Source organism: Bacillus sp. K7 (genome assembly GCF_053903245.1).
On the sequence record NZ_CP096406.1, the window covers coordinates 1944770 to 1964781 of the forward strand.

The window sequence follows — 20012 nt, forward strand, 5'->3', positions numbered from 1 at the left end:
AATAGGGTAATGACATAAGAAAAGGAGTGAACATATGGTTATTGTTTATATCAGCATCGCAGTATTGGCTCTCTCTATCATCTTTCTAGGAGTTAATGTGATTCAAAACAAGAAAAAAATAGATCCCGCTCTACAAGAGCTCACCTCTGTTACGCAGGCAATGCAAAAACAAGTCGAAGGATTAAAAAATGAGGCGCAGCTGCTGACACGAAAACAAAAGAACATTCAGCAGGATGTCCAAATGAAAAAAGCTGCCTTTCAGCAGACGGCTGCAGAAGTGAAAGAAGTTCCTCAAGCAGTTAAAAAGGTGTGGCAAGCAGGGCCTTTTAATAGCAGATAAAGATGAATGATATCCCTTTGTTATGATCAAAATGGACAATGGGATATCATTTTTTTAGGAGGCTTACGCATGATGTTAAACCGCAGGTGCTTAGAGGCGTTCACAGAGAAACTGCTTACTCTTCCCTCGTCACCTACAAAGTCAGAATTACTCGTTTCTCAATTTCGTCTTCATCAAGAAAACGGGCTTGGCATCTACTATTCACCTCATAATGAATATATCAATCGGTCTGCCACAATGATAATTGCGGGATTCTCGCCGGGTTTTTTCAGATGAAAACAGCGTACACAGCGCCGGCCCTTCTTATTCCGCTTGGAAAAGCCGCCGAAGCAGTCTGTGAAACATTGCTCAGCCAGCATAGTCTCCGGAATGTTCATTGCCTGTGCGGCTTTCCTCACCCATCAGGTGCGAACGGCCATCGTTTGAAACAATTCATCACAAACAAAGAGCTACTCAAAAGTCAAATTCGTTCCTTTGCTTCCTCGGGTTTGAATGTACTATAGAAAAGAGGAAATAAAAGGGATATGATAAACAAAAAATGAACTTGGGAGTGGTAGAATGTTTCCTGTATTAGAGACGGATCGGCTTACCCTTAGGAAAATCACAGATCAAGATGCGAAAACCATTTTTGCTTGTTTTTCAAACCATGAGGTGACACGCTATTACGGACTTGAAAACATGGAATCTATCGAACAGGCTATTTCAATGGTTCAAACGTTTTCCGGCCTTTATCAAGAAAATCGCGGTATACGGTGGGGAATTGAGAGAAAAGACACCAAAGAATTGATCGGAACAATCGGCTTTCACGCTTTGGCCCAAAAGCACAGGCGTGCAGAAATCGGTTATGAAATCATCCCGGCCCATTGGCGAAACGGATTCGCATCAGAAGCCATTTCAGCGGTTGTATCCTACGGCTATGCCACCCTTGGACTGACACGAATTGGCGCAGTTGTATTTACCGAAAATGAAGCCTCAAACCGCCTGCTTGTAAAAATGGGATTTCAAAAAGAAGGCGTCTTACGACAGTACATGTATCAAGATGGAATCCCTTATGATACAAATGTATATTCTATGGTAACATCAAGAGAATGAACGAACGGCATTTTCTCAATGTTAATGACCGATCCATGGCCCGCACCAATTATGACATCTTGATTCCAGATCACTTCCTTCATGATTTTCATCTCTTTCGCTCATATCACATATAAAAATAAACAACTATGAAACAAGTAAAATAGATGCACAGCTCACTATGCTCTCAGCGTGTCGGCAAATCCTCGCATTTGTTGCGGAGTGAAACGGCGGCCCATTCTTAGGCCGCCGCCGCCGTCATACTACATCCTCTGAAAGTGTGCTCCAATGCTCGCCTTTCCTAAAATTCGAGGGTTTTCAATCACGCTGGAAAGATGACAAAATAAGATGCATCATCACTAATCTTATATTTAATTTCTTTATTCATATATCCCTATATTAGTCCTCCTTCTAGTGATAAAACCACCAAGGAAACAAAACACAGCGGACCACATCAAAATATAGACAATCTGCGTCTTGTATTCCCACATTGAATCCCCCTTTTCTACCCCGTGAATGAAAGTCATATACGCTTTTTGCGGCAGTATCGAACAAAGGGTATTCAATAACGAATGATGTGGAGCAAAAGAAATAAAGCAGCCTGACAATACACACGTGACCACACTGATACCGCTAGACAGCAAACTGATATTTCGATCCATCACAGAAGCCATAAAGATAGCGAACCCTGTTGCAAGCACTGTAAGAACACACAGTAACCCAGCAAGAATATCCAAACGGAACCCAATGTCAGCATGAAAGAATACATTTGTAATCACGATGGCCAAGTATGTGGGTATGTATAGACATAAGCAAGTAAAGATAAACTGAACAAGCAAATATTTTCCCACATGTACGGGAGATACTAAAATCCTTCTGAAAGTTTTGAGCATCCGGTCTTCTGGAAATAACGAAGCTAATGCCACACCTTGCATCAATACAAGCATTACGATAAAGCCTAATATATTTGTTCCGGTTCCCCGTTCAGTCCTTACTTCATCCTCGCTCCGATAGCTGTCTGGCATTTTTCCAGTCTCAAAAAATTGCTGAATCATTTTTTGATCGGCTTTACTTTTCAACGTGGTTACTTTGTATTCACGTTGATTTTTTTCTACGATGGCCGCATATTTCCCTAACACCAGATCAGAAAACTCCGGCTTTTGATGCACCGCCGCCACTCTAAATGCAGAATCACTCGGCATATGTTGCACGTCGTCCCGCTCTGTTACAAAAGCGATTGTTTCTTTGAAAACCGACTTACCGGAAAACATAATCGCAACGCCAATCATCAGAGGAATGATGATCACTGCAAGGATGATAATCGCTTTTTTGGTGAGGGTTCGATCCCACCTGTTTTGAAATAAACTCAGCATACATATCCCTCCGGCTTACAGACAACATGCGAAACGGCAATACAAATGATTGAAGCCAAAAATAGTCCTGTCATAACAGGCAGCAGCATACTGACATCTTGATCATAAATGAGGCGAAAGGAACATTCTGTTACCCATTTAACTGGAGAAAGAAGAGATATGTGATTGACGGTATCTCCAAATCTGTGAATCCCGAAAAATACACCGCCAAAGAAAACAAAAAAAGCTATCGGAATTTGCATGATCCCGTTCGCCTGTTCTTCATCTTTGAACAAACAGCAAAACATTGTGCCAAAACAGCAGCCAAAAAATAAAAATACATACAATAAGAGCATGACATACGGAAGATTCTGTCCTCCAACGTTTAAATGAAAAACCGTTTGAGCAAGCAACACATTCACGCTGTACATGATGATACTGAATGTCCAGGTTGATAGTATTTTAGAAAGATAAATACTGCTTGTCGAAACCGGCGCATACACAATGCGAATGTTTGCTTTCTTCACCTTTTCCTCCATAAACGTATTAGAGGCCGTCATGGCGATTAGGGCCGCAGCAAAAATCATCATATTCACTGTGTAATAATCGAACGAACTGACACCGCCCGCCCCAAAGCTGTTTTTCGTCACAAAACCCATGACCAGAATGAGAACGAAAGGAAAGGCCGAATTGGCGATTACAAGAACCGGATTCCTTACAATATTCATAAAATCAAACGTTATCAATTTTAACAAGCTCATTTTGCTCTCCTAATCTCTTAATTTTTTTCCCGTCAGCTCTAAAAATACTGTTTCTAACGACGCCTCTTGTTTGTTCATGCTTTGGATGCTGCAGCCTTGGGCACTCAATTCTGCTATGATGTCACTCAGATGATCATGATTTTGCTGAACGGTCACTTTTAGTTGATGGTCAGAGAAATTAACTTCTGTCACTCCTTTAATATCCCTAATTGAGTTTTTATTTAATGGCTGAACACGCGTCAGCTGAAAAGCATATGTCAATTCTTTATTCACTTTTCTGTATAGCTCCTCTATTGTTCCATCGGCAATGATTTTCCCTTCATTCATGATGATAATCCGATCTGAAATAGCCTCGATCTCTTCCATGTAATGTGTCGAGTAAATAATGCTCGCACCTCTTGTTTTCAGCTCTTTTATCGATTCTAAAATATGATGCCGAGATTGCGGATCAATTCCTACGGTAGGCTCATCCATGATAATCAGTTTCGGCTGGTGGGCAGTGGCGCATGCAATGTTTAATCTTCTTTTCATCCCGCCAGAAAACGTCTTAGGCTTGTCATCTTTCCTGTCATAAAGCTGTACGAGCTCCAAAGCCTCTTTTACCCGGGTTTTCAGTTCTTCTCCTTTAAGCGAATAAAGACTCGCAAAAAAACGAACATTTTTCTCAGCGGAAATTTCCTCATAAATCGCGATATCTTGAGGCACAATCCCGATGCCTTTCTTCATTTCCTTCGACCCTTTTTTCACATTATGGCCCAATATCGTAATGTTTCCGGAACTGGCCGACAACACCCCGGATAACATATGAATGGTAGTGCTTTTTCCTGCACCATTTGGACCTAGCAAGCCAAGAACTTCCCCTTCTCTCACTTCAAACGAAATGCCATCTACTGCCGTTTTGTTTCCGTACCGTTTGTTCAAATCTTGTACTGCCGCCACGTTGTTCATATGTGTCTCCTTTTTACATTCTCCGTTTTGCGAATTCCTGTAATAAATGTGTTTTCAAATGATCTTGATTTTGTTCAGCGTCAAAATCAGCAGCGTCTTCTTCAAAACCATCCTGTTCTACTCCATCAAAACTGTATAGCTTCTTCAATAAAACCCACAATGTTTCCAGCTCTTCCGTAGAAAATCCTTTAAATAGATCTGCCATAAAGTACACCGCTTTTTCACCGCATTCCTCCATGACACGTTTTCCTGAATCGGTAATCTTCACATTCAGCGCTCGCTTGTCGCGTTTACTAGGTACAGTGGTGACATAACCTCTTTTTTCAATGCCGCTGATAAGGCTGTTGATGTTTTGTTTGGAAGTGCCTAATTTTTTTGCAATGTTGTTGAATGTCGTTTCCTCTTCCGGTAAATGCATGATTGCAACCATCGTCATAAATTGTCTTGACGTTAAGCTCTCATAATAATCATCTCCGCGTGATTGGATTTTGTTTAAAACAGAAAAAAGTGTAGCGTAAGACTGCTGCATCAAAAATAAATCCTTCAGTTCTTTCTCGTAATCCATGATATCCCCTCCCAAATGACAACATATTGTCCTTTAATAGCATAACATCCACCAGTATATTGTCAATATATTGTCTAATATTTTAGTAAAGTTTTACATCTTTCGGCCATTCATACAATACGAATATATCCAGATCAGTTCACCATTTCGGCGAGCCTTACATCACTGAACAATGACGAAAAGCGCCCCTGTAACAGGACGCTTTCTGATTAAGATGCATATTGAGGAGAGGTTTCCTCCTGTACTGCTTTTTCCTCAGGTATATGAATGCATTTCGTCATGACCGCACTCGCTAGATATAGGACGGCAAAGATCCAGACAACGCCTTGCGCACCGACAAGACCGATAAACAGCCAAGCGAGTGCAGGACCGACAAATGCTGATAAACCTGCCGCCAAATTCAATACAGACATGGCTGCTCCTTTGTCTTTTCCAGCCGCCGTCGGCACAATGGCGCCGATTGGCACATAGCCTGCCAGCAAGCCTCCCCAAATAAAACCTATCACGCTGACAATCGCTACACTTCCGCCGGAGAAAACAGGTGCATAATATAAGAGGACGGTGAAAATGCCGCAGCCGACTCCGCCGAACCACATAACGGTATTTTTCCAGCCGAATTTATCACCGACAATCCCAAAGATGAGGTTAAACACAATGTTCCCCAGAAAAATCGTTCCCCAAATTTGCAGCCACACATTGGTTGAAATTCCGTGCTGCGCCATGTGCATCGGCAAAAAGACTGGGAATCCATATGTACCAATGCTGTTGATGATTCTGATGATTCCGCCTGTCAGCACCCGCGGGTTCGTAAAGAGAATGGTGACTCCTTTTAGAAGCTCCTCGGCTGTTTCTGATCTTTTTCTTTTCTTCTTTTCAAAACGGTCTTTATTGATGAATAGTGCGAAGAATGCACCTAGGCATACCCAGAAAATAGAGCTCCACAGCGTATTCAAATAACCGAACGCTTTGATCGCGTAGCTTGAGTACCAAGCGCCGAACACAAACATGCCCAGGCAGTATGCAATCCAAAACCAGCCGACAGCGGTGCTTAGTTTACGCTGCGGTGTTCTGTAAATGACCCATGTCAAGAAAGAATAAGCAAAAAGCGGGTAGCCTAACCCTTTTACGAAGTAAGTCGCATACATCACCGGAAGATTAAGCTGTTCAAACCCAAACACGATAAAGGCAGCTGTACCGATCACATAAAACAACAGCCCCATAAACATCGTCCGTTTTGCGCCAAATGCTTCGAGACATACACCCGAAAACCAGGATGCTATCGCCAGCGCAATCCCGTAAATGCTAAAAATTGAAGCGGATTGCTGAACCGTAAGCCCGTTTTCAATCAGAAAAGGACTGAGCCAGCCTTGTTCAAGCCCGTCTCCCATCATAAACAAAACAACCCCTAAAAACCCCCAGGCAAGCCGCTTCGGTATTCCAATTTTATCTAACATTTCTGTCTCCTCCTTAGATGCATATATCAATTACCGTATTACCTTGTTAAAGCCAATAATGAGAACATCCCTTAAAACAGCAGCTTATGCTGCCTTATATCAGCACTTCGCTTTCTGAACCTGAAAAAAAGCGCTGTGTTTGCTTCCATTCCTCATATAAAACAAGTTCAGTCTGACAGTCCTGCGGTTCGATCACCCGGATATTTGCTGTCATCTCTTCCGTCAACTGAAAGGCTTCATTGCAAATGACTGCGGCGCCAACGACAGATGCCTGATGATATCCCTCTTTAACATAGATTTTTTTCTGAAGAAGGTCCGCGATATATTGAGTGAGCGCCCTGCTTTGGAATCCTCCTCCGCACACCCACACATAGTCACGTTCAAACGGTGTATCCTCTGTTAACATGTCAAAGTTCCATTTGATTGAAAATGCAATCTCTTGCAGCGCCGCACGCACAAAATGCGCTCTTTCTAAATGTGCTGCAAGCGGGGCATCAAAAAGAAAACCGCCTTTCGTTAACACATTTTTTTCCGCCGATAAGTAAGAACCGAGAGCCGCCACGCATGCATTGTCTTCTTTAGCAAGTGCAGAAATCTCTTCCTCCATCACTTCGTACGATTCATTCGGATAAAAAATCTGTTTTAATTTTTGATAGTTCAGACCGGTAATGCCCGGGTTTGTTTCCACAAGCCAATGTCCTTGATCTGTATGGCAATTCAGCCAGGCTTTATGTTTTGTGTCGCCATGCTTAGCCGTAATTTTGGTTATTGGCGTTGTTGTCCCTGATACGATGACAATGTCCTCAAGCGCAGCGCCGGTGCTTTTCACAGCCAGCTGTGTATCCCCTCCTCCTGATATCACCTTTGCTTGTATGGAAAGGCCTAATTCGGACGCATACTCATGCGTTAGCGTTCCAATCACTGTTCCCGCTCTTACAAGTGGAGGAAGGACGGATGAAGAAAAGCCGAATATGCCGCACATTTCTTCTGACCAAGTATTCTGCTTCACGTCAAACAGCAAGGTTTCGGTTGCCTGTGATGGTTCATATGTCAATATTCCGCTCAGCTTGTACGTCACCCAATCACTGATGCTTGTAAAGCTCACGGTTTTTTCCCATAAAGAGGGCTGCCGCTGTTTTAAACCATACAGCTTGAGCGCAGAAAAAAGTGCAGTCGGCAAACGGCCCGTACGGCTGTATATCTCTTCCTGATTGGGTATACTCTCCTCCCACTCACGGCCGCGGTTATCAATGTTCGGCAGCCCGAGAAAAGAGTCGCCGTTTTGATCGATCAGCACAATCCCTTGTCTTTGACTCGTCGATGTCAAACCAATGATGTCAATATTACTTGAACGAGAGAGCGCACGTTTTGCCAGTTTTATTACTTGCTCCCACAGCACCTGAGGGGAAAAATAACGGCTGTCCGGGTAAAGCGTCTCAGTGGAATAGACAATGTCCTCCCGTTCAACTGTTTGGACTCGACCCGATACACTCACGACAGCTACTCTCGCATTGCCTGTGCCGATATCGAAAACGAGATAGCCTTTTTGTTTTGTCATTCCGTTAGCCTCCTTTCTTTTCCCTCTGTTTTTAGTACATCTTTGTTATATAGTGTTGGAAGATGAAGAGTTTTTTCAGCCTGCCACTTTTTGAGGGCATCATTCAGGATCGTCACATGATGATCCTCCACTTCAAAAGTTGCTCCAGCGAGATGCGGTGTTGCCAGAACATTAGGCAATGAAATGAATTCGTAATCTGATTCCTCTGGAGGTTCATGATAAAAAACGTCCAAAATCGCTCCTCTGATGTTATGTTCTTTTAATGCAGATAAAAGATCCTCACGGTTTACCACAACTGCTCTTGACGTATTGATGAAAATCGCACTCTCTTTCATCAGATCAAAATACGTCCGATCAATAAGTCCCACTGTTTCCTCGGTACGAGGCAGATGGACTGAAACGATATCACTGTCTGAAAACACCGTTTTAAGAGATACGTTTTCATAGTGAGGATGATCGTCTTGCACGTATGGATCGTAATACTTTATTTTACAGTCAAACGCGGTCAGCAGTTTTGCAATCCTTTGCCCAACCGCGCCGAACCCAACCATGCCGACCGTTTTCCCCGTTAATTCATTCCCTTTGAATTTGACATAGGCCTGCAAGTAATCGCTGTCCCATTTTCCATCCTTCAGCCATTGATTAGAGGCGCTGGTATGACGGAGAAAGGAAATCACATTGCCGATAAACATTTCAGCAACAGCTTGTGCATTCCGCCCGGGTGTATAGAAAACGGGTATGCCCTTTTTTGACGCTGCGGCCACGTCCACATTGGAGGGCATGCCTCTGCATACGCCCACAAATGAAAGTTCTGGAACAGATGCAAATACGCTTTCTGATACGTGGTCAAGCTCAGTAATCAATCCTATCGCATGTGTTTCTTTTAGTAGCTGAATGAGTTCATCTTCCCGGTATGCCTGGCCTTGTTCCTTCCAGGAGTGATAAGCAACCGAGCCGAACAAGTTTTCAAGCTCTTTTCGTCCTTCTTTGTTGTACGGTGCTGTAACCAAAACCGTCATGGTGCAAAACATCCTTTTCATCATATTTTTTCATAAAAAAAATCTCTTCCCGAAGATGGAAAGAGATTCATGTATAAGCGCATGCCCTGTTTAGAGACAGACGCCGGTATAAACCTTGCTTTCCTATCTTTCAAGCTGACGCTTGCTGGAATTGGCACAATAATGTTGCCGAGGTTTCATAGGGCCAGTCCCTCCACCTCTCTGGATAGAAAATGTTGAGTATGTAATTTTCAGAATAAAGAATACGTTTATCATAAAGAAGTCTCAGATTGTTGTCAATCTCTTTTTTCAGAATTGACGTTATCATCGGAAATGTTATAATTCTTACAAAATATTTAACTAGAGAGAGGTACTGGGCCATGAAATCATTTGCCACACAACAAAACGGCATTTTTAAATCGGTTTGCTCGCTGGACTGCCCGGATCAGTGCGGATTGCTAATACATAAAAAAGATGGAAAAATAGTGAAAGTGCAAGGTGATCCTGACCATCCTGTCACAGCCGGTAACATATGCAACAAAGTCCGAAACATGACGGAGCGCATCTATGATGAAAAGCGGCTGACGACACCGCTCAAAAGGACTGGCCCAAAAGGACAAGCGATATTTGAACCGATCTCTTGGGAAGAGGCGATCGATACCATCACCGCACGCTGGAAACAGCTGATTGATGAAGATGGCGCTGAAAGCATACTTCCATACAGTTTTTACGGAAATATGGGGAAATTAACAGCTGAAGGAATGGACCGCCGCTTCTTTTATCGTCTGGGCTCAAGCCAGCTTGAACGGACAATTTGCAGCAAAGCGGGATCTGAGGGCTACAAATATACAATGGGCATTAGCGCGGGAACTGATCCTGAGGAAACCATTCATACAAAACTATTTATATTTTGGGGAATTAATGCGGTCAGCACAAATATGCACCAAATTACAATCGCTCAAAAAGCGCGAAAACAAGGTGCCAAAATTGTCGTCATTGATGTGCATAAAAACCAGACAGGGCGTCTCGCAGATTGGTTTATTCCCATAAAACCCGGAACCGACAGCGCACTTGCCCTTGGCATCATGCACATTTTATTTAAAGAGAATCTTCATGATGAAGCCTTTCTGTCTGAATACACAGTCGGCTATGAAGAGCTCCGTGAACACGTGAAACAGTATGATCCGGAAAAGGTATCGCGGATCACCGGTGTCAGCACCGACGATATATACCAGCTGGCAAGAATGTACGGCGACACCTCCCCTTCTTTTATCAGAATCGGAAACGGGCTCCAGCACCATGATAACGGCGGGATGATCGTACGGACGATTGCCTGTCTTCCAGCCATCACCGGCCAATGGCTACGCAAAGGAGGCGGCGCAATTAAGCATAACAGCGGAATTTTAGCATATAACACGAATGCCTTGCAGCGGCCTGACTTACTAAAGGGGCGCACACCAAGATCATTTAATATGAATCAGCTTGGCAAAGTGCTTTTGGAAACAGATCCGCCGATCCGTTCCCTTTTTATTTACGGGACGAACCCGGCCGTTGTCGCGCCAGAAGCGACCAAAGTCAGAAAGGGCTTGCTGCGGGAAGACCTGTTTACTGTTGTTCATGATTTGTTTTTAACAGAAACGGCTGCATATGCGGACATCGTACTGCCTGCGACATCCGCTTTTGAAAATACTGATTTTTATACCTCCTACTGGCACCATTATATTCAGCTTCAACAACCGGTGATTGAGAGATATGGAGAAAGCAAGTCTAACACCGAGGTGTTCCGATTACTGGCTGAAGCAATGGGCTTCACAGACCAGGAGCTCAGAGATTCTGATGAAGAATTAATCCGCCAGGCGCTTGACCATCCAGATAACCCGTATTTGGCGGAGATTGATTATGACTCACTAAGTACGCATTCCTTTATGAAAGCGAAACGCGAAAAACCGCTGTTTCCGGGTAAACTCCCGACTCCAAGCGGAAAAATAGAATTGTATTCACAAAAAATGAAGCAAGACGGTTTCCCTGCTCTACCGGCACATACGCCTCTTGCAAACGATGACGACCTTCCGTTTATGTATGTTCCGGGGCCAAATCATAATTTCTTAAACTCAACATTTTCCAACAATCCGAAACACATCAAGCTTGAAAAAACGCCAAAACTCTTTATCAACACAATAGATGCTGAAGAATACGGAATCGGTGATGGAGACGCTGTACGAATTTGGAACAGACGAGGAGAATGCGAGCTGGCCGCTGCAGTCGGAGAACAAGTGCTGCCGGGTGTTGTAGTCAGTCAAGGATTATGGGCCGATGAACCAGAAAAAAAACAGCTTGTAAACGCGCTCACTCCAGACCGCTTATCCGATATGGGCGGCGGCGCTACCTTTTTTTCAGGCCGGGTGCAGATCGAAAAGGCGTAAAAAAGAAAACTGTCAGAGCACATTCTGGCAGTTTTTTGGTTAGAAAATGAAACTTGGAGAAGGCCAATCTCGTATAACCTAACATCGAAAAAATGGAGGCATGCACATGGACGTTTTTTTAGGAATCGGTATTGCTTTGGCTGGATATTTTATCGGTGAAGGCGTAAAGCAAATGAATCATCCAAAAGCATATGAAAAAAGTGATACCTTGTTAATAAAAGAACGAGATATTCACTATTACATCGGATATTTTTTAGGAATAACGACAGCAGAGGCAAAACAATTAGCCGGGGAGATGAAAGACCTGCCTTACATTGAAATAAACGGAAAAAGGTATGTGCAAAAACATCTGTTAAAAGAATGGACATTCACATTAGTTGAGAAACATCAGGGTGAATAAAGCAAACTCCGAGAAGAGCGTATTCATTAGTGACGCTCTTCTTAGTGACTTTTCATTTACGTAAATTTGTAAAAACACATGGTGTTGCCGCAACACAAACGTTGTATTCCATTTTGTTTTCTGTCAAAATGTCCCAACCGGTATCTGTTTTGAGTTCCATAAGGCAGACAAACCCTTCAATCTGTTTGCGTTTTGAAACATAAATTCATTTTTTGTGCACTTTCCTTATTAAAGCATATCCCCTCTTCAGTTCCCTCCCTTTATGATAAGATAAATCGCTCTCATCTATACATACAGACTTTTCAAAATCTCAGCTCTATATACAGCCTCTTCAAATCCGTAATGTACGAACGAAAGTTTCAAAAATGTCGGTTTTCCTTATCAATTAATACGATCGGATTGCACAATCAACAAAATAATGCGAATGAATCCCTGCCTAACAGACAGAATAAGAAGAGTTGATATTCAACACTTTTCGTAAAGGGGTGACACCAATTGAGTAAAAAAGGAATTCAAAATTCAAGTATTGAGCAAATAAGAAATGACCATGAGACTGAAACAGCTTTCAAAGCAGATAACCCTAAAAAACATGATTCTGATCCTAAAAGAACGAAATAAGTTTTGCCTTATTCCCATATCTGACACAGTAAATTTCAATAGTCTGGAGTGAGTAAAAATGACTCAAAAAAATGGAGCAGACAGACCGGATGACTACAAAAGATTTTCTTCAATTGACAAGGAATACGATTTTCAGCAGTCTTTAAATGAAAATGGTCAGGCGGAACATACAAAGGCTGAAAATCAAACTCATAAGAAAGAAAACATAACTGACAACACGGATGTCGCTGGCAGATATTTCGAACCTTCCGATTATAAAGGAACGACGCAATTGGAAAAAGGATTGGCTGAAACTCATGAACAAGTCAGCGATGACTATTTTGAAGGGACTATTGATCAAAATTTGGATTAGTCATTCAGACGGGGCTAACTTAAAAGAAGCAAGTTAGTTCCGTTTTTTTAGAAACAAACACTGCAAAGCAGGAAAAACCCCACCGGATTAGATGGGGGTAAAAATGCAGCCTTATTAATATTTAAAACGATTAATGACGGTTTGAAGTTCTTCCGCCAACTGGGATAGAGATTCTGCAGCATAGGAGATTTCCTCCATTGAATTGAGCTGTTCTTGTGATGATTTTGCCACAGCTTCTGTATGTGCTGACGTTTCCTTTGTGCCAGCTGCCAATGAATGAACTGTATGCTGAATCACTTCAACGCCGGATGTAAGCTGTTGAGTGGCCGCCGCCACTTCTTGTATTTGAGAAGTGACCTGTTCCACAAGGTTCAGTATTTCATTGAAATTCCCTGTTGTCTCTTGAGAAAGCATAATACCCGAGCTCACATTTTCTTGAACAACCTTAATGTTATTCACCGTCTCAACTGATTCATTTTGGATGGTTGTTACCACTGATTGAATGTGTTTTGCAGATTTATTTGTTTCATCGGCCAATTTCCGAACTTCTTCTGCCACTACAGCAAATCCTTTCCCTTGCTCTCCTGCTCTAGCCGCCTCGATCGCGGCATTCAGCGCTAACAGATTTGTCTGCTCGGAAATATTTGTGATCAATGAAGAAATATCACTGATTTCCGCTGAGCTCGAAACCAATGCCTGCAAACCATTTCCGGCTGAATCCACAGATATATCTATAAATTTCATCTGCTCTAACATTTTGTTGACGGATTTCGACCCTATTTCAGCTTTATCTCTCATTGAAGAAGAAAGATCCGCTATATTACCCGTATTTGAAGCAACGGATGAAATACTGTCTAATAATTCAGTAATGGATTCCGCACTTTTTTCTGTCATTGAGCTTTGTTTTGCATTACTGTCGGCAGCCATCTGCATGGCTCCGGAAATATGTTCAGAAGTTGATTTTGATTCTTCCGCGCTTGCCGATAATTCTTCAGAAGATGCGGCGACTTGCTCAGATGAACTGCTGATCTGCCTTACAATTTGAGTTAATGATTGGGTAAAAGAATTGAAAGATTGAGCAAGCTGTCCAAATTCGTCTTTATTTTTTACAATGACTTTTTTCGTTAAATCAGCGTCTCCGTGAGCAATTTCCTCAAGCTGCTTATTCAAGCTTCTCAATGGCACCATAATGGACTTTAACAGCAATAAACTTAAAACAATGCCTAATATGATTGATACCCCTGTAACAATGCTGATGAACCATTGACTCTTTTCCCCATTGTCTCGTATTTCTCCTTTTAGAGCCTCCACCTCTTGATCCAAGCGGTCAGACAGCTTATTGACAGCTGGATCTACAACTTCTTTTCTTAACGTTCTTTCTTCTCCAAAATGGATGGTTTCTGCTTTTTTAGGATCCGAAGAGTAGGCTTTTACTACTTGCTGATTTAAAGCTCTATATTGAGTGAAACTTGACTTAATGTCTTCGATATTTGATTGATCATTCTCTTTATCAATCAAGTCATTGATCCGATCAAGGCTCTTTAAGACATCGTCTGCTTTTTCCTGCATTCCCTCGTCATATTCTTTGTCTCCGTTAATCAGAAAGCCCCTTTCATCATTTGATAAACCGGCCAAACGATATTGGATGTGTTTCATTTCTTTTTGGAATTCCATTTTGTCTTTAAGTTCTTCATTTTTTTTCACAGTAGAAGAAATCATAAAAACGGAGGAGCCTCCAATTCCAAAGATTGAAATCACTAATATCGATATAATCCCCAGCAATTTTGTTTTCACATTCATATGTCGATTCCCTTTCTGCACGATGTAATAGTTGAAAAAATATGTTCAAACGTTTGAGTCATCATTCGCTTAAACCCCTGTCACTAATATCGACATGTTTGATGAAGTTTATAGTGCTATCATCTCAGTGAAAAATCCAATTTTTCACACCTGCGGGCATGGAAAAAAACGCGCAAGACACCTAGGTATTCAAATGGTTTCTTTTTCGCTGCTTCTATACTAAAAAAGGCTTTTCCTATCTGAAATTGGCTGAACAGGCTGTAATCTCAAAAATATAATGACAACACACAGCTATTTGAAGGAGCGAAACGTCAAATGGGGATCATCAATGGAAAAGAATTCATTGACCGATTGAATAAACTAGAAAACGAAATATGGTACGATCTTTCACGCCTTTACCTTTCACCAGGTCGCCATTAGGGAAATGATCAAAATAGAATTTCTATTAGGAGTCGCGCAGCTCTTGATCGACACGATTAATGTCTCTGAATATCAGCATATTCAAGAAAAACTCTCTGAAATCATTGTAGGATTGGAAAGCATGAAGGCACTCATTGACAAGTCAGAACATGATGCCCAGTTAGATGAATACGGTTATATGCGGCCCAGTTTGATTCCGCTGTAAGTCATCAGTACGATCATTCCTACTTTATATCCTAGGCTGACTGAAATCATTCAACGAATTGGCGCTAGCGGAATGGTGACGCTGCCGACAGAAAAAGGGTTTGATTCAGCGATCCGGGAAGATCTTGATCAATACCTCCAAGCAACCAATACAAATGCTGAGAACGGGTGAGAATTTTTCGTTTGGCATGGGATTTAACCATGAGTTCATTCGGAACAAGACAAACTCACTACGAAAGATACTTTTATGGAGATCCTATACGGATTTCAAGCAGACTGTATAGCACGTATCCGAAGCAGGAGCAAGTAAACATGATTAAAGAATTTTTATATCCACAATTTGATGATTCATACGATTCATAGGGAAAATAAAAAAACAGCGGGATAAGATCCGCTGTTTCGTGCTTTTTATTCAGGAAACTGTACATGGCCCGGCACTGTATATGCATTGGACGTTCCGCTTTCAGGCAGCTTCGGAATGGTGTCTTTCACGACTTTCCCGCGGATGTCAGTGATTCTGACTGTGAGAGAGCCTGTCCCTAGATTGGTGCTGACAAAATGGTTATAGTTCATTTTTTCCATGTTGATCCACTTTCCATCCTTAGCATATTCCATTTTCATAACCGGATACTTGTGATTTCTGACTTGGATTGCCGCCCACCACCTGCTGCTGCCTTCTTTAATCTTGTACGTGAAATGTCCTGTGATTGGAGCTTTGACAACACGCCATTTGATATTGATTTTTCCATCTTTCATATTGCCGATTTTACGGAAAGCATTAGGTGACAGGTCGAGAGCTCCCCGAGCGCCTTCAGGATACAGGTCGGTAACGTAGACAATGGTTTTTCCTTTTGGCCCTTCGACTTCCAAATACGAGCCTGCAAGTGCCGCTTTCACTCCCCCGTAGTTGAGATCTGCCGGATTGATTGCAGCAATCTCCATATCAGAAGGAATGGGATCCAGCAGGAAAGCCCCTCCTGAATAACCCGATCCTGTATACGTTGCATACCCCTCATGCAGATCGTCATATGCTGCCGAAGCTTGCGGGGAAAAACAAATGAGCATCAATAAAACCACACCGACAATAGCACTGATATTCTTTTTCATGCATGTCCTCCTCAATCCAGGCTTTAAATGAGAATCATTATCATTTTAAAGCTCAATCATCTGGTTTGAAAGAGGAAATAGATTCATAGATTGTTTTAAGACAGATTCACTATCATTCATATATCAAAGGTAGGATGTTCCTGAAAAAACCATACAAATGAATGAGTGTGCATGCCAGTCGAATTTCATATTTTTATTTACTGTGCCGCATTCCTATAGCCCTTTGCGACATGAAACAAGCTGCTCATCTGGTAACTGCTTTTATTTTTTCCCGCTCAGTTTCAACTTAGCTGTCAGCATGATGCCAAATATCATCACGATCGGAACCCAAATGATGATGTGATAAAAATCAGGCTCAGCTAAAGCTACAATAATAGCCCCCACACAATATAAGATAATAGCCAGCGCTCGCAACACAGCGTCTCTTACAAAAGCCTTCTTCTGCTTCTTAAAAAACAAACGGCCGGACAAATCCTCTAAAAGAGAAGCCAGTGTTCCAGTCAACACAGTTGAAGAAATACCGGCGATTCCCAGCTTTTTAGCTGCGATGGTTTGAATCCCCATGGATATGCTCATGAGAATAATAAGGATGTATACAGGAACAAAAGCCGAATAAAAAGAAAGACAAGCAAAGATAAACAAAATGAATGCTTCAAGTGCCAGCGCTTTTGTCACCGCAGTAGGCCACAGGGTATTTTCTGCCTTTCCGACAATCAGTGTTGATATAATGACGCCACATATAAATCCGATTAGCGCAGTCAAAGAATGAAAAACTGTGACCTCAAGGGATTTGCCGATCGCCAACCCCAACAATACAATATTCCCAGTCATATTCGCTGTAAATACATGTCCCAGGCTTAAATACCCGATTACATCCACGATTCCAGCTGTTAAACATAAAAGTGAAAGCAAGGTGTTTCGATAAGCTGCTGCAGTCAACGGTGCATCAATCCCTTCTTCTATTTCAATTGAGAGTATGTTTTTAACGAAATCTGTTTATTTTTTCATAACCCGGCTTTAATTAGGAAGATAGAACCTATTATTCCATTCCATTACCTGTAATAATAATCTCCGCAAGGAAATTTAATTGAAAGGGGCAGATTATGCTGAAACGATTTTGTTTATGGTTCGCCGTGTTTAGTTTGTTTTTGGTTCTCTTGCCTGGAAAAGCATTTGGAGCTGTTGATTTTCCAAATACCTCGACGAATGGCCTTTTAGGATTTGCCGGAAATGCTAAAAATGAAAAAGGCATTTCTAAAGCAAGCACAACGGGCGGAAAAAACGGCCAGATTGTTTACATTCAAAGCGTTAATGATTTAAAAACCCATATAGGAGGTTCCACTCCGAAAATTTTAGTGCTTCAAAATGATATTTCCGCATCTTCGAAGACAACAGTCACCATTGGCTCAAATAAAACACTCGTAGGCTCTTACGCGAAAAAAACGCTGAAGAACATTTATTTAACAACTTCATCTGCATCAGGAAACGTCATTTTTCAAAATCTGACATTTGAACACAGTCCGCAGATTAACGGAAATAACGATATCCAGCTTTATTTAGATTCTGGCATCAACTATTGGATTGACCACGTCACATTCTCAGGCCACAGTTACAGCCCAAGCGGAAGTGATTTGGACAAGCTCCTTTATATCGGAAAATCAGCGGATTATATCACGATCAGCAACTCAAAATTCGCGAATCATAAATATGGTTTGATTTTGGGATACCCAGATGATTCACAGCATCAATATGACGGCTACCCCCACATGACAATCGCCAACAATTATTTTGAGAACTTGTATGTAAGAGGCCCAGGTCTCATGAGATACGGATACTTTCATGTTAAAAACAACTACAGCAACAACTTTAACCAGGCGATTACTATTGCCACAAAAGCAAGAATATATTCCGAATATAATTACTTCGGGAAAGGCAGTGAAAAAGGCGGAATCCTCGATGACAAGGGCACTGGCTATTTCAAGGATATAGGCAGCTATCCGTCTCTAAACAAGCAAACCTCTCCGCTGACTTCATGGAATCCCGGCTCTAACTATAGCTACCGTGTCCAAACGCCGCAATATACAAAAGAATTTGTCACGAAATATGCCGGTTCACAAAGTACAACACTGGTATTTGGCTACTGACACAAAAGAGGCCTGCGTAAAAAACGCCGAGCCTCTTTTTTCGCTTATAGGGTATTTTCAAGCGGTTTTATTGCCTCCCTCAAGCTCAAGCCCAGGACCAGTCTAACCATTCTTGCCAAAAAGCTTATGTTCTTTTTCGCCACAACGTCCCAATCGATTTTTTATTATACCAGTTTATCGCAAGTAAATAGAATAAAAAGAATCGGCTAAACAATGTTTTACTATCAATTCTTCTATTCACATGTGAATTCGTTTTTATAAACTAGACCGCCATCACTTTAATATGGTTTGTCCGGTATTGTAATTTGAGGCAACCGGCGCTAACAATGATACTAGATCAATAACACACTCTGGAGGTTAATAAAGGGCTGATACAAAAAAGCCTGTTTCTATCTGTAAATATTGCTGTTAGCATTTTCAACTAACATTGCCTTCGGAACTGCTCCAATTGTTCATTCTCCAGACACCAATTCATTAAAAAAAGGCCCAAGTTTTTAAACCGGCCTTTACATTTAACCCTTTTTTCGTGTGCGTACAGCTCTTTACATTGATAACCGCACTACCTTTAACGTTTACATCCTTACAATCCTCTCTTGTAGCTCTACATCATCAGCGCAGCGCTTCTGCTAATCAATATAAACTTTATGCATCTTGTCATGAACATGCTCAAAAAAATCTAATGTCAAATCCAGCATGCTACATTATGCATTATCTAAACCAGGCCTTTTCTAAATGATTCGTGAAATTAGGGTCATTAAAAGGGACATTCGCTTTACCGAAATCCGTTGTATTCAGAGCATTCCTCGCTGCCGGTGTTAAGTCTTCCCACCCGATTAATGGCTGAGTGCCCCCTACTTGATCACTAATATGCAACTCATGGTTTATGGGCCATGTGCTGTTGTACGCAATTAATGGATGTGTATCCTTCATATTTCTTTCATTTGGCTGAACATTCGTGAATTTCCCATGTCCGGAGTATGCAATGGATAAAACGTTTGCATTTTGGTTAGACGGATTGTCGACCCACACTACAATTCCTTCCCAGTCATGTCTATGACCCAGACCTGGTGAAGGCTCATCCTTTGGAAAATACCAAGCATACATAATTGCCCACACGCCATTGTACCAAGTTGAACGTGAATAAACTTGTCCGGTATGTTTGCTGCAATCTCCTTTAGACGATCCAGATGGCTGTAACCCGCCACTTGTATTGCCTTGTGCATCTACCGCCGGAAAGGGCACACAGCCGCTATAAACCTTCAAATACGGCTGAAACTTTTTTTCTGCCTTTTGAGAAATAGTAGTTGGGACAACTTCATTGAAACCTACGACTTTGTCATGATCAATGACAGCAGCATCAACTGTTGGAACCAAGCTGATAAAACAGAGAAATGACATCAAAACAGCAAACGAAGTTTTTTTCATTTCACTTTCCCCCCTTATCGCATTCGTTATGTAAAATCCAAGCTGCAAAGTCATTATATAAATAGCGGAAAC

18 protein-coding genes, 2 pseudogenes and 1 riboswitch are annotated in these 20012 nt (G+C 41.8%); of the genes and pseudogenes, 9 read left to right on the top strand and 11 right to left on the bottom strand.

The genetic code is table 11. The features are described 5' to 3' along the window. The first annotated feature begins 34 nt into the window (after positions 1–34). The 3 genes and pseudogenes from M1D98_RS09735 (at position 35) to M1D98_RS09745 (ending at position 1432) form a co-directional block, all read left to right on the top strand. A complete protein-coding gene (locus M1D98_RS09735) occupies positions 35–340 on the top strand; it encodes a DUF948 domain-containing protein (RefSeq protein WP_268523843.1) in 306 nt (101 codons plus the stop codon). Between the two features lie 69 nt (positions 341–409). Continuing rightward, positions 410–857: pseudogene (locus M1D98_RS09740) on the top strand (hypothetical protein). Between the two features lie 41 nt (positions 858–898). Next, positions 899–1432: a GNAT family N-acetyltransferase gene (locus M1D98_RS09745; protein ID WP_268523842.1), complete on the top strand. Its 534-nt coding sequence runs from the start codon at positions 899–901 to the stop codon at positions 1430–1432. A 359-nt stretch (positions 1433–1791) separates the two neighbouring features. On the opposite strand, the gene M1D98_RS09750 is transcribed toward M1D98_RS09745, so the two are convergent. From M1D98_RS09750 to M1D98_RS09780, 7 genes are all read right to left on the bottom strand, one after another. Continuing rightward, positions 1792–2784, bottom strand: coding sequence for an ABC transporter permease (locus tag M1D98_RS09750; protein WP_268538867.1), 993 nt, complete (start codon positions 2782–2784; stop codon positions 1792–1794). After that, the gene (locus M1D98_RS09755; protein ID WP_268552726.1) at positions 2778–3524 is read right to left on the bottom strand and encodes an ABC transporter permease; all 747 of its coding nucleotides are present in this window, start codon (positions 3522–3524) and stop codon (positions 2778–2780) included. The genes M1D98_RS09750 and M1D98_RS09755 overlap by 7 nt, the downstream gene beginning before the upstream one ends. Before the next feature lie 9 nt (positions 3525–3533). After that, positions 3534–4472: an ATP-binding cassette domain-containing protein gene (locus M1D98_RS09760; protein WP_456279556.1), complete on the bottom strand. Its 939-nt coding sequence runs from the start codon at positions 4470–4472 to the stop codon at positions 3534–3536. A 13-nt stretch (positions 4473–4485) separates the two neighbouring features. Further along, on the bottom strand, positions 4486–5037 hold the full coding sequence (locus tag M1D98_RS09765) for a MarR family winged helix-turn-helix transcriptional regulator (protein ID WP_268538864.1): 552 nt from the start codon (positions 5035–5037) through the stop codon (positions 4486–4488). 209 nt (positions 5038–5246) lie between these two features. Beyond that, on the bottom strand, positions 5247–6491 hold the full coding sequence (locus tag M1D98_RS09770) for an RbtT/DalT/CsbX family MFS transporter (protein WP_456279557.1): 1245 nt from the start codon (positions 6489–6491) through the stop codon (positions 5247–5249). A 94-nt stretch (positions 6492–6585) separates the two neighbouring features. Beyond that, on the bottom strand, positions 6586–8049 hold the full coding sequence (locus M1D98_RS09775; RefSeq protein WP_456279558.1) for an FGGY-family carbohydrate kinase: 1464 nt from the start codon (positions 8047–8049) through the stop codon (positions 6586–6588). Then, positions 8046–9092 (bottom strand): 2-hydroxyacid dehydrogenase, encoded by a 1047-nt coding sequence (locus M1D98_RS09780; protein ID WP_268559572.1) that lies wholly within the window; start codon positions 9090–9092, stop codon positions 8046–8048. Before M1D98_RS09780 ends, M1D98_RS09775 begins: the two co-directional genes overlap by 4 nt. A 96-nt stretch (positions 9093–9188) precedes the next feature. After that, positions 9189–9280: riboswitch (SAM riboswitch) on the bottom strand. A gap of 147 nt (positions 9281–9427) precedes the next feature. Between M1D98_RS09780 and M1D98_RS09785 the strand changes: the two genes are divergently transcribed. The 4 genes from M1D98_RS09785 to M1D98_RS09800 all read left to right on the top strand — a co-directional run bounded on the left by M1D98_RS09785 (position 9428) and on the right by M1D98_RS09800 (position 12840). Further along, the gene (locus M1D98_RS09785) at positions 9428–11470 is read left to right on the top strand and encodes a molybdopterin oxidoreductase family protein (protein ID WP_456279559.1); all 2043 of its coding nucleotides are present in this window, start codon (positions 9428–9430) and stop codon (positions 11468–11470) included. Positions 11471–11576: 106 nt separating this feature from the next. Then, positions 11577–11870 carry a hypothetical protein gene (locus M1D98_RS09790; RefSeq protein ID WP_268524452.1) on the top strand — a complete coding sequence of 98 codons (294 nt, stop codon included), beginning with the start codon at positions 11577–11579 and terminating at the stop codon, positions 11868–11870. Positions 11871–12365: 495 nt separating this feature from the next. Further along, positions 12366–12488 (top strand): hypothetical protein, encoded by a 123-nt coding sequence (locus M1D98_RS09795; protein WP_010330603.1) that lies wholly within the window; start codon positions 12366–12368, stop codon positions 12486–12488. Between the two features lie 58 nt (positions 12489–12546). After that, positions 12547–12840 carry a YozQ family protein gene (locus M1D98_RS09800; protein WP_039074131.1) on the top strand — a complete coding sequence of 98 codons (294 nt, stop codon included), beginning with the start codon at positions 12547–12549 and terminating at the stop codon, positions 12838–12840. Positions 12841–12954: 114 nt separating this feature from the next. On the opposite strand, the gene M1D98_RS09805 is transcribed toward M1D98_RS09800, so the two are convergent. Next, positions 12955–14640, bottom strand: coding sequence for a methyl-accepting chemotaxis protein (locus tag M1D98_RS09805; RefSeq protein WP_121642699.1), 1686 nt, complete (start codon positions 14638–14640; stop codon positions 12955–12957). Between the two features lie 385 nt (positions 14641–15025). Between M1D98_RS09805 and M1D98_RS09810 the strand changes: the two are divergent. Further along, a pseudogene (locus M1D98_RS09810) lies at positions 15026–15627 on the top strand (4-hydroxyphenylacetate 3-hydroxylase C-terminal domain-containing protein); the annotation flags it as partial. Positions 15628–15672: 45 nt separating this feature from the next. Here the strand turns inward: M1D98_RS09810 and M1D98_RS09815 are convergent. Both M1D98_RS09815 and M1D98_RS09820 read right to left on the bottom strand, forming a co-directional pair. Then, on the bottom strand, positions 15673–16371 hold the full coding sequence (locus tag M1D98_RS09815) for an expansin EXLX1 family cellulose-binding protein (RefSeq protein ID WP_456279560.1): 699 nt from the start codon (positions 16369–16371) through the stop codon (positions 15673–15675). Positions 16372–16632: 261 nt separating this feature from the next. Continuing rightward, positions 16633–17310 carry a YoaK family protein gene (locus M1D98_RS09820; protein WP_010330598.1) on the bottom strand — a complete coding sequence of 226 codons (678 nt, stop codon included), beginning with the start codon at positions 17308–17310 and terminating at the stop codon, positions 16633–16635. A gap of 167 nt (positions 17311–17477) precedes the next feature. On the opposite strand from M1D98_RS09820, the gene M1D98_RS09825 reads away from it, so the two are divergent. Next, complete coding sequence (locus M1D98_RS09825) at positions 17478–18515, top strand: polysaccharide lyase family 1 protein (RefSeq protein ID WP_039074274.1); 1038 nt, start codon at positions 17478–17480, stop codon at positions 18513–18515. 708 nt (positions 18516–19223) lie between these two features. On the opposite strand, the gene M1D98_RS09830 is transcribed toward M1D98_RS09825, so the two are convergent. Beyond that, a complete protein-coding gene (locus M1D98_RS09830) occupies positions 19224–19940 on the bottom strand; it encodes an NPP1 family protein (RefSeq protein ID WP_129550717.1) in 717 nt (238 codons plus the stop codon). Positions 19941–20012 lie beyond the last annotated feature (72 nt).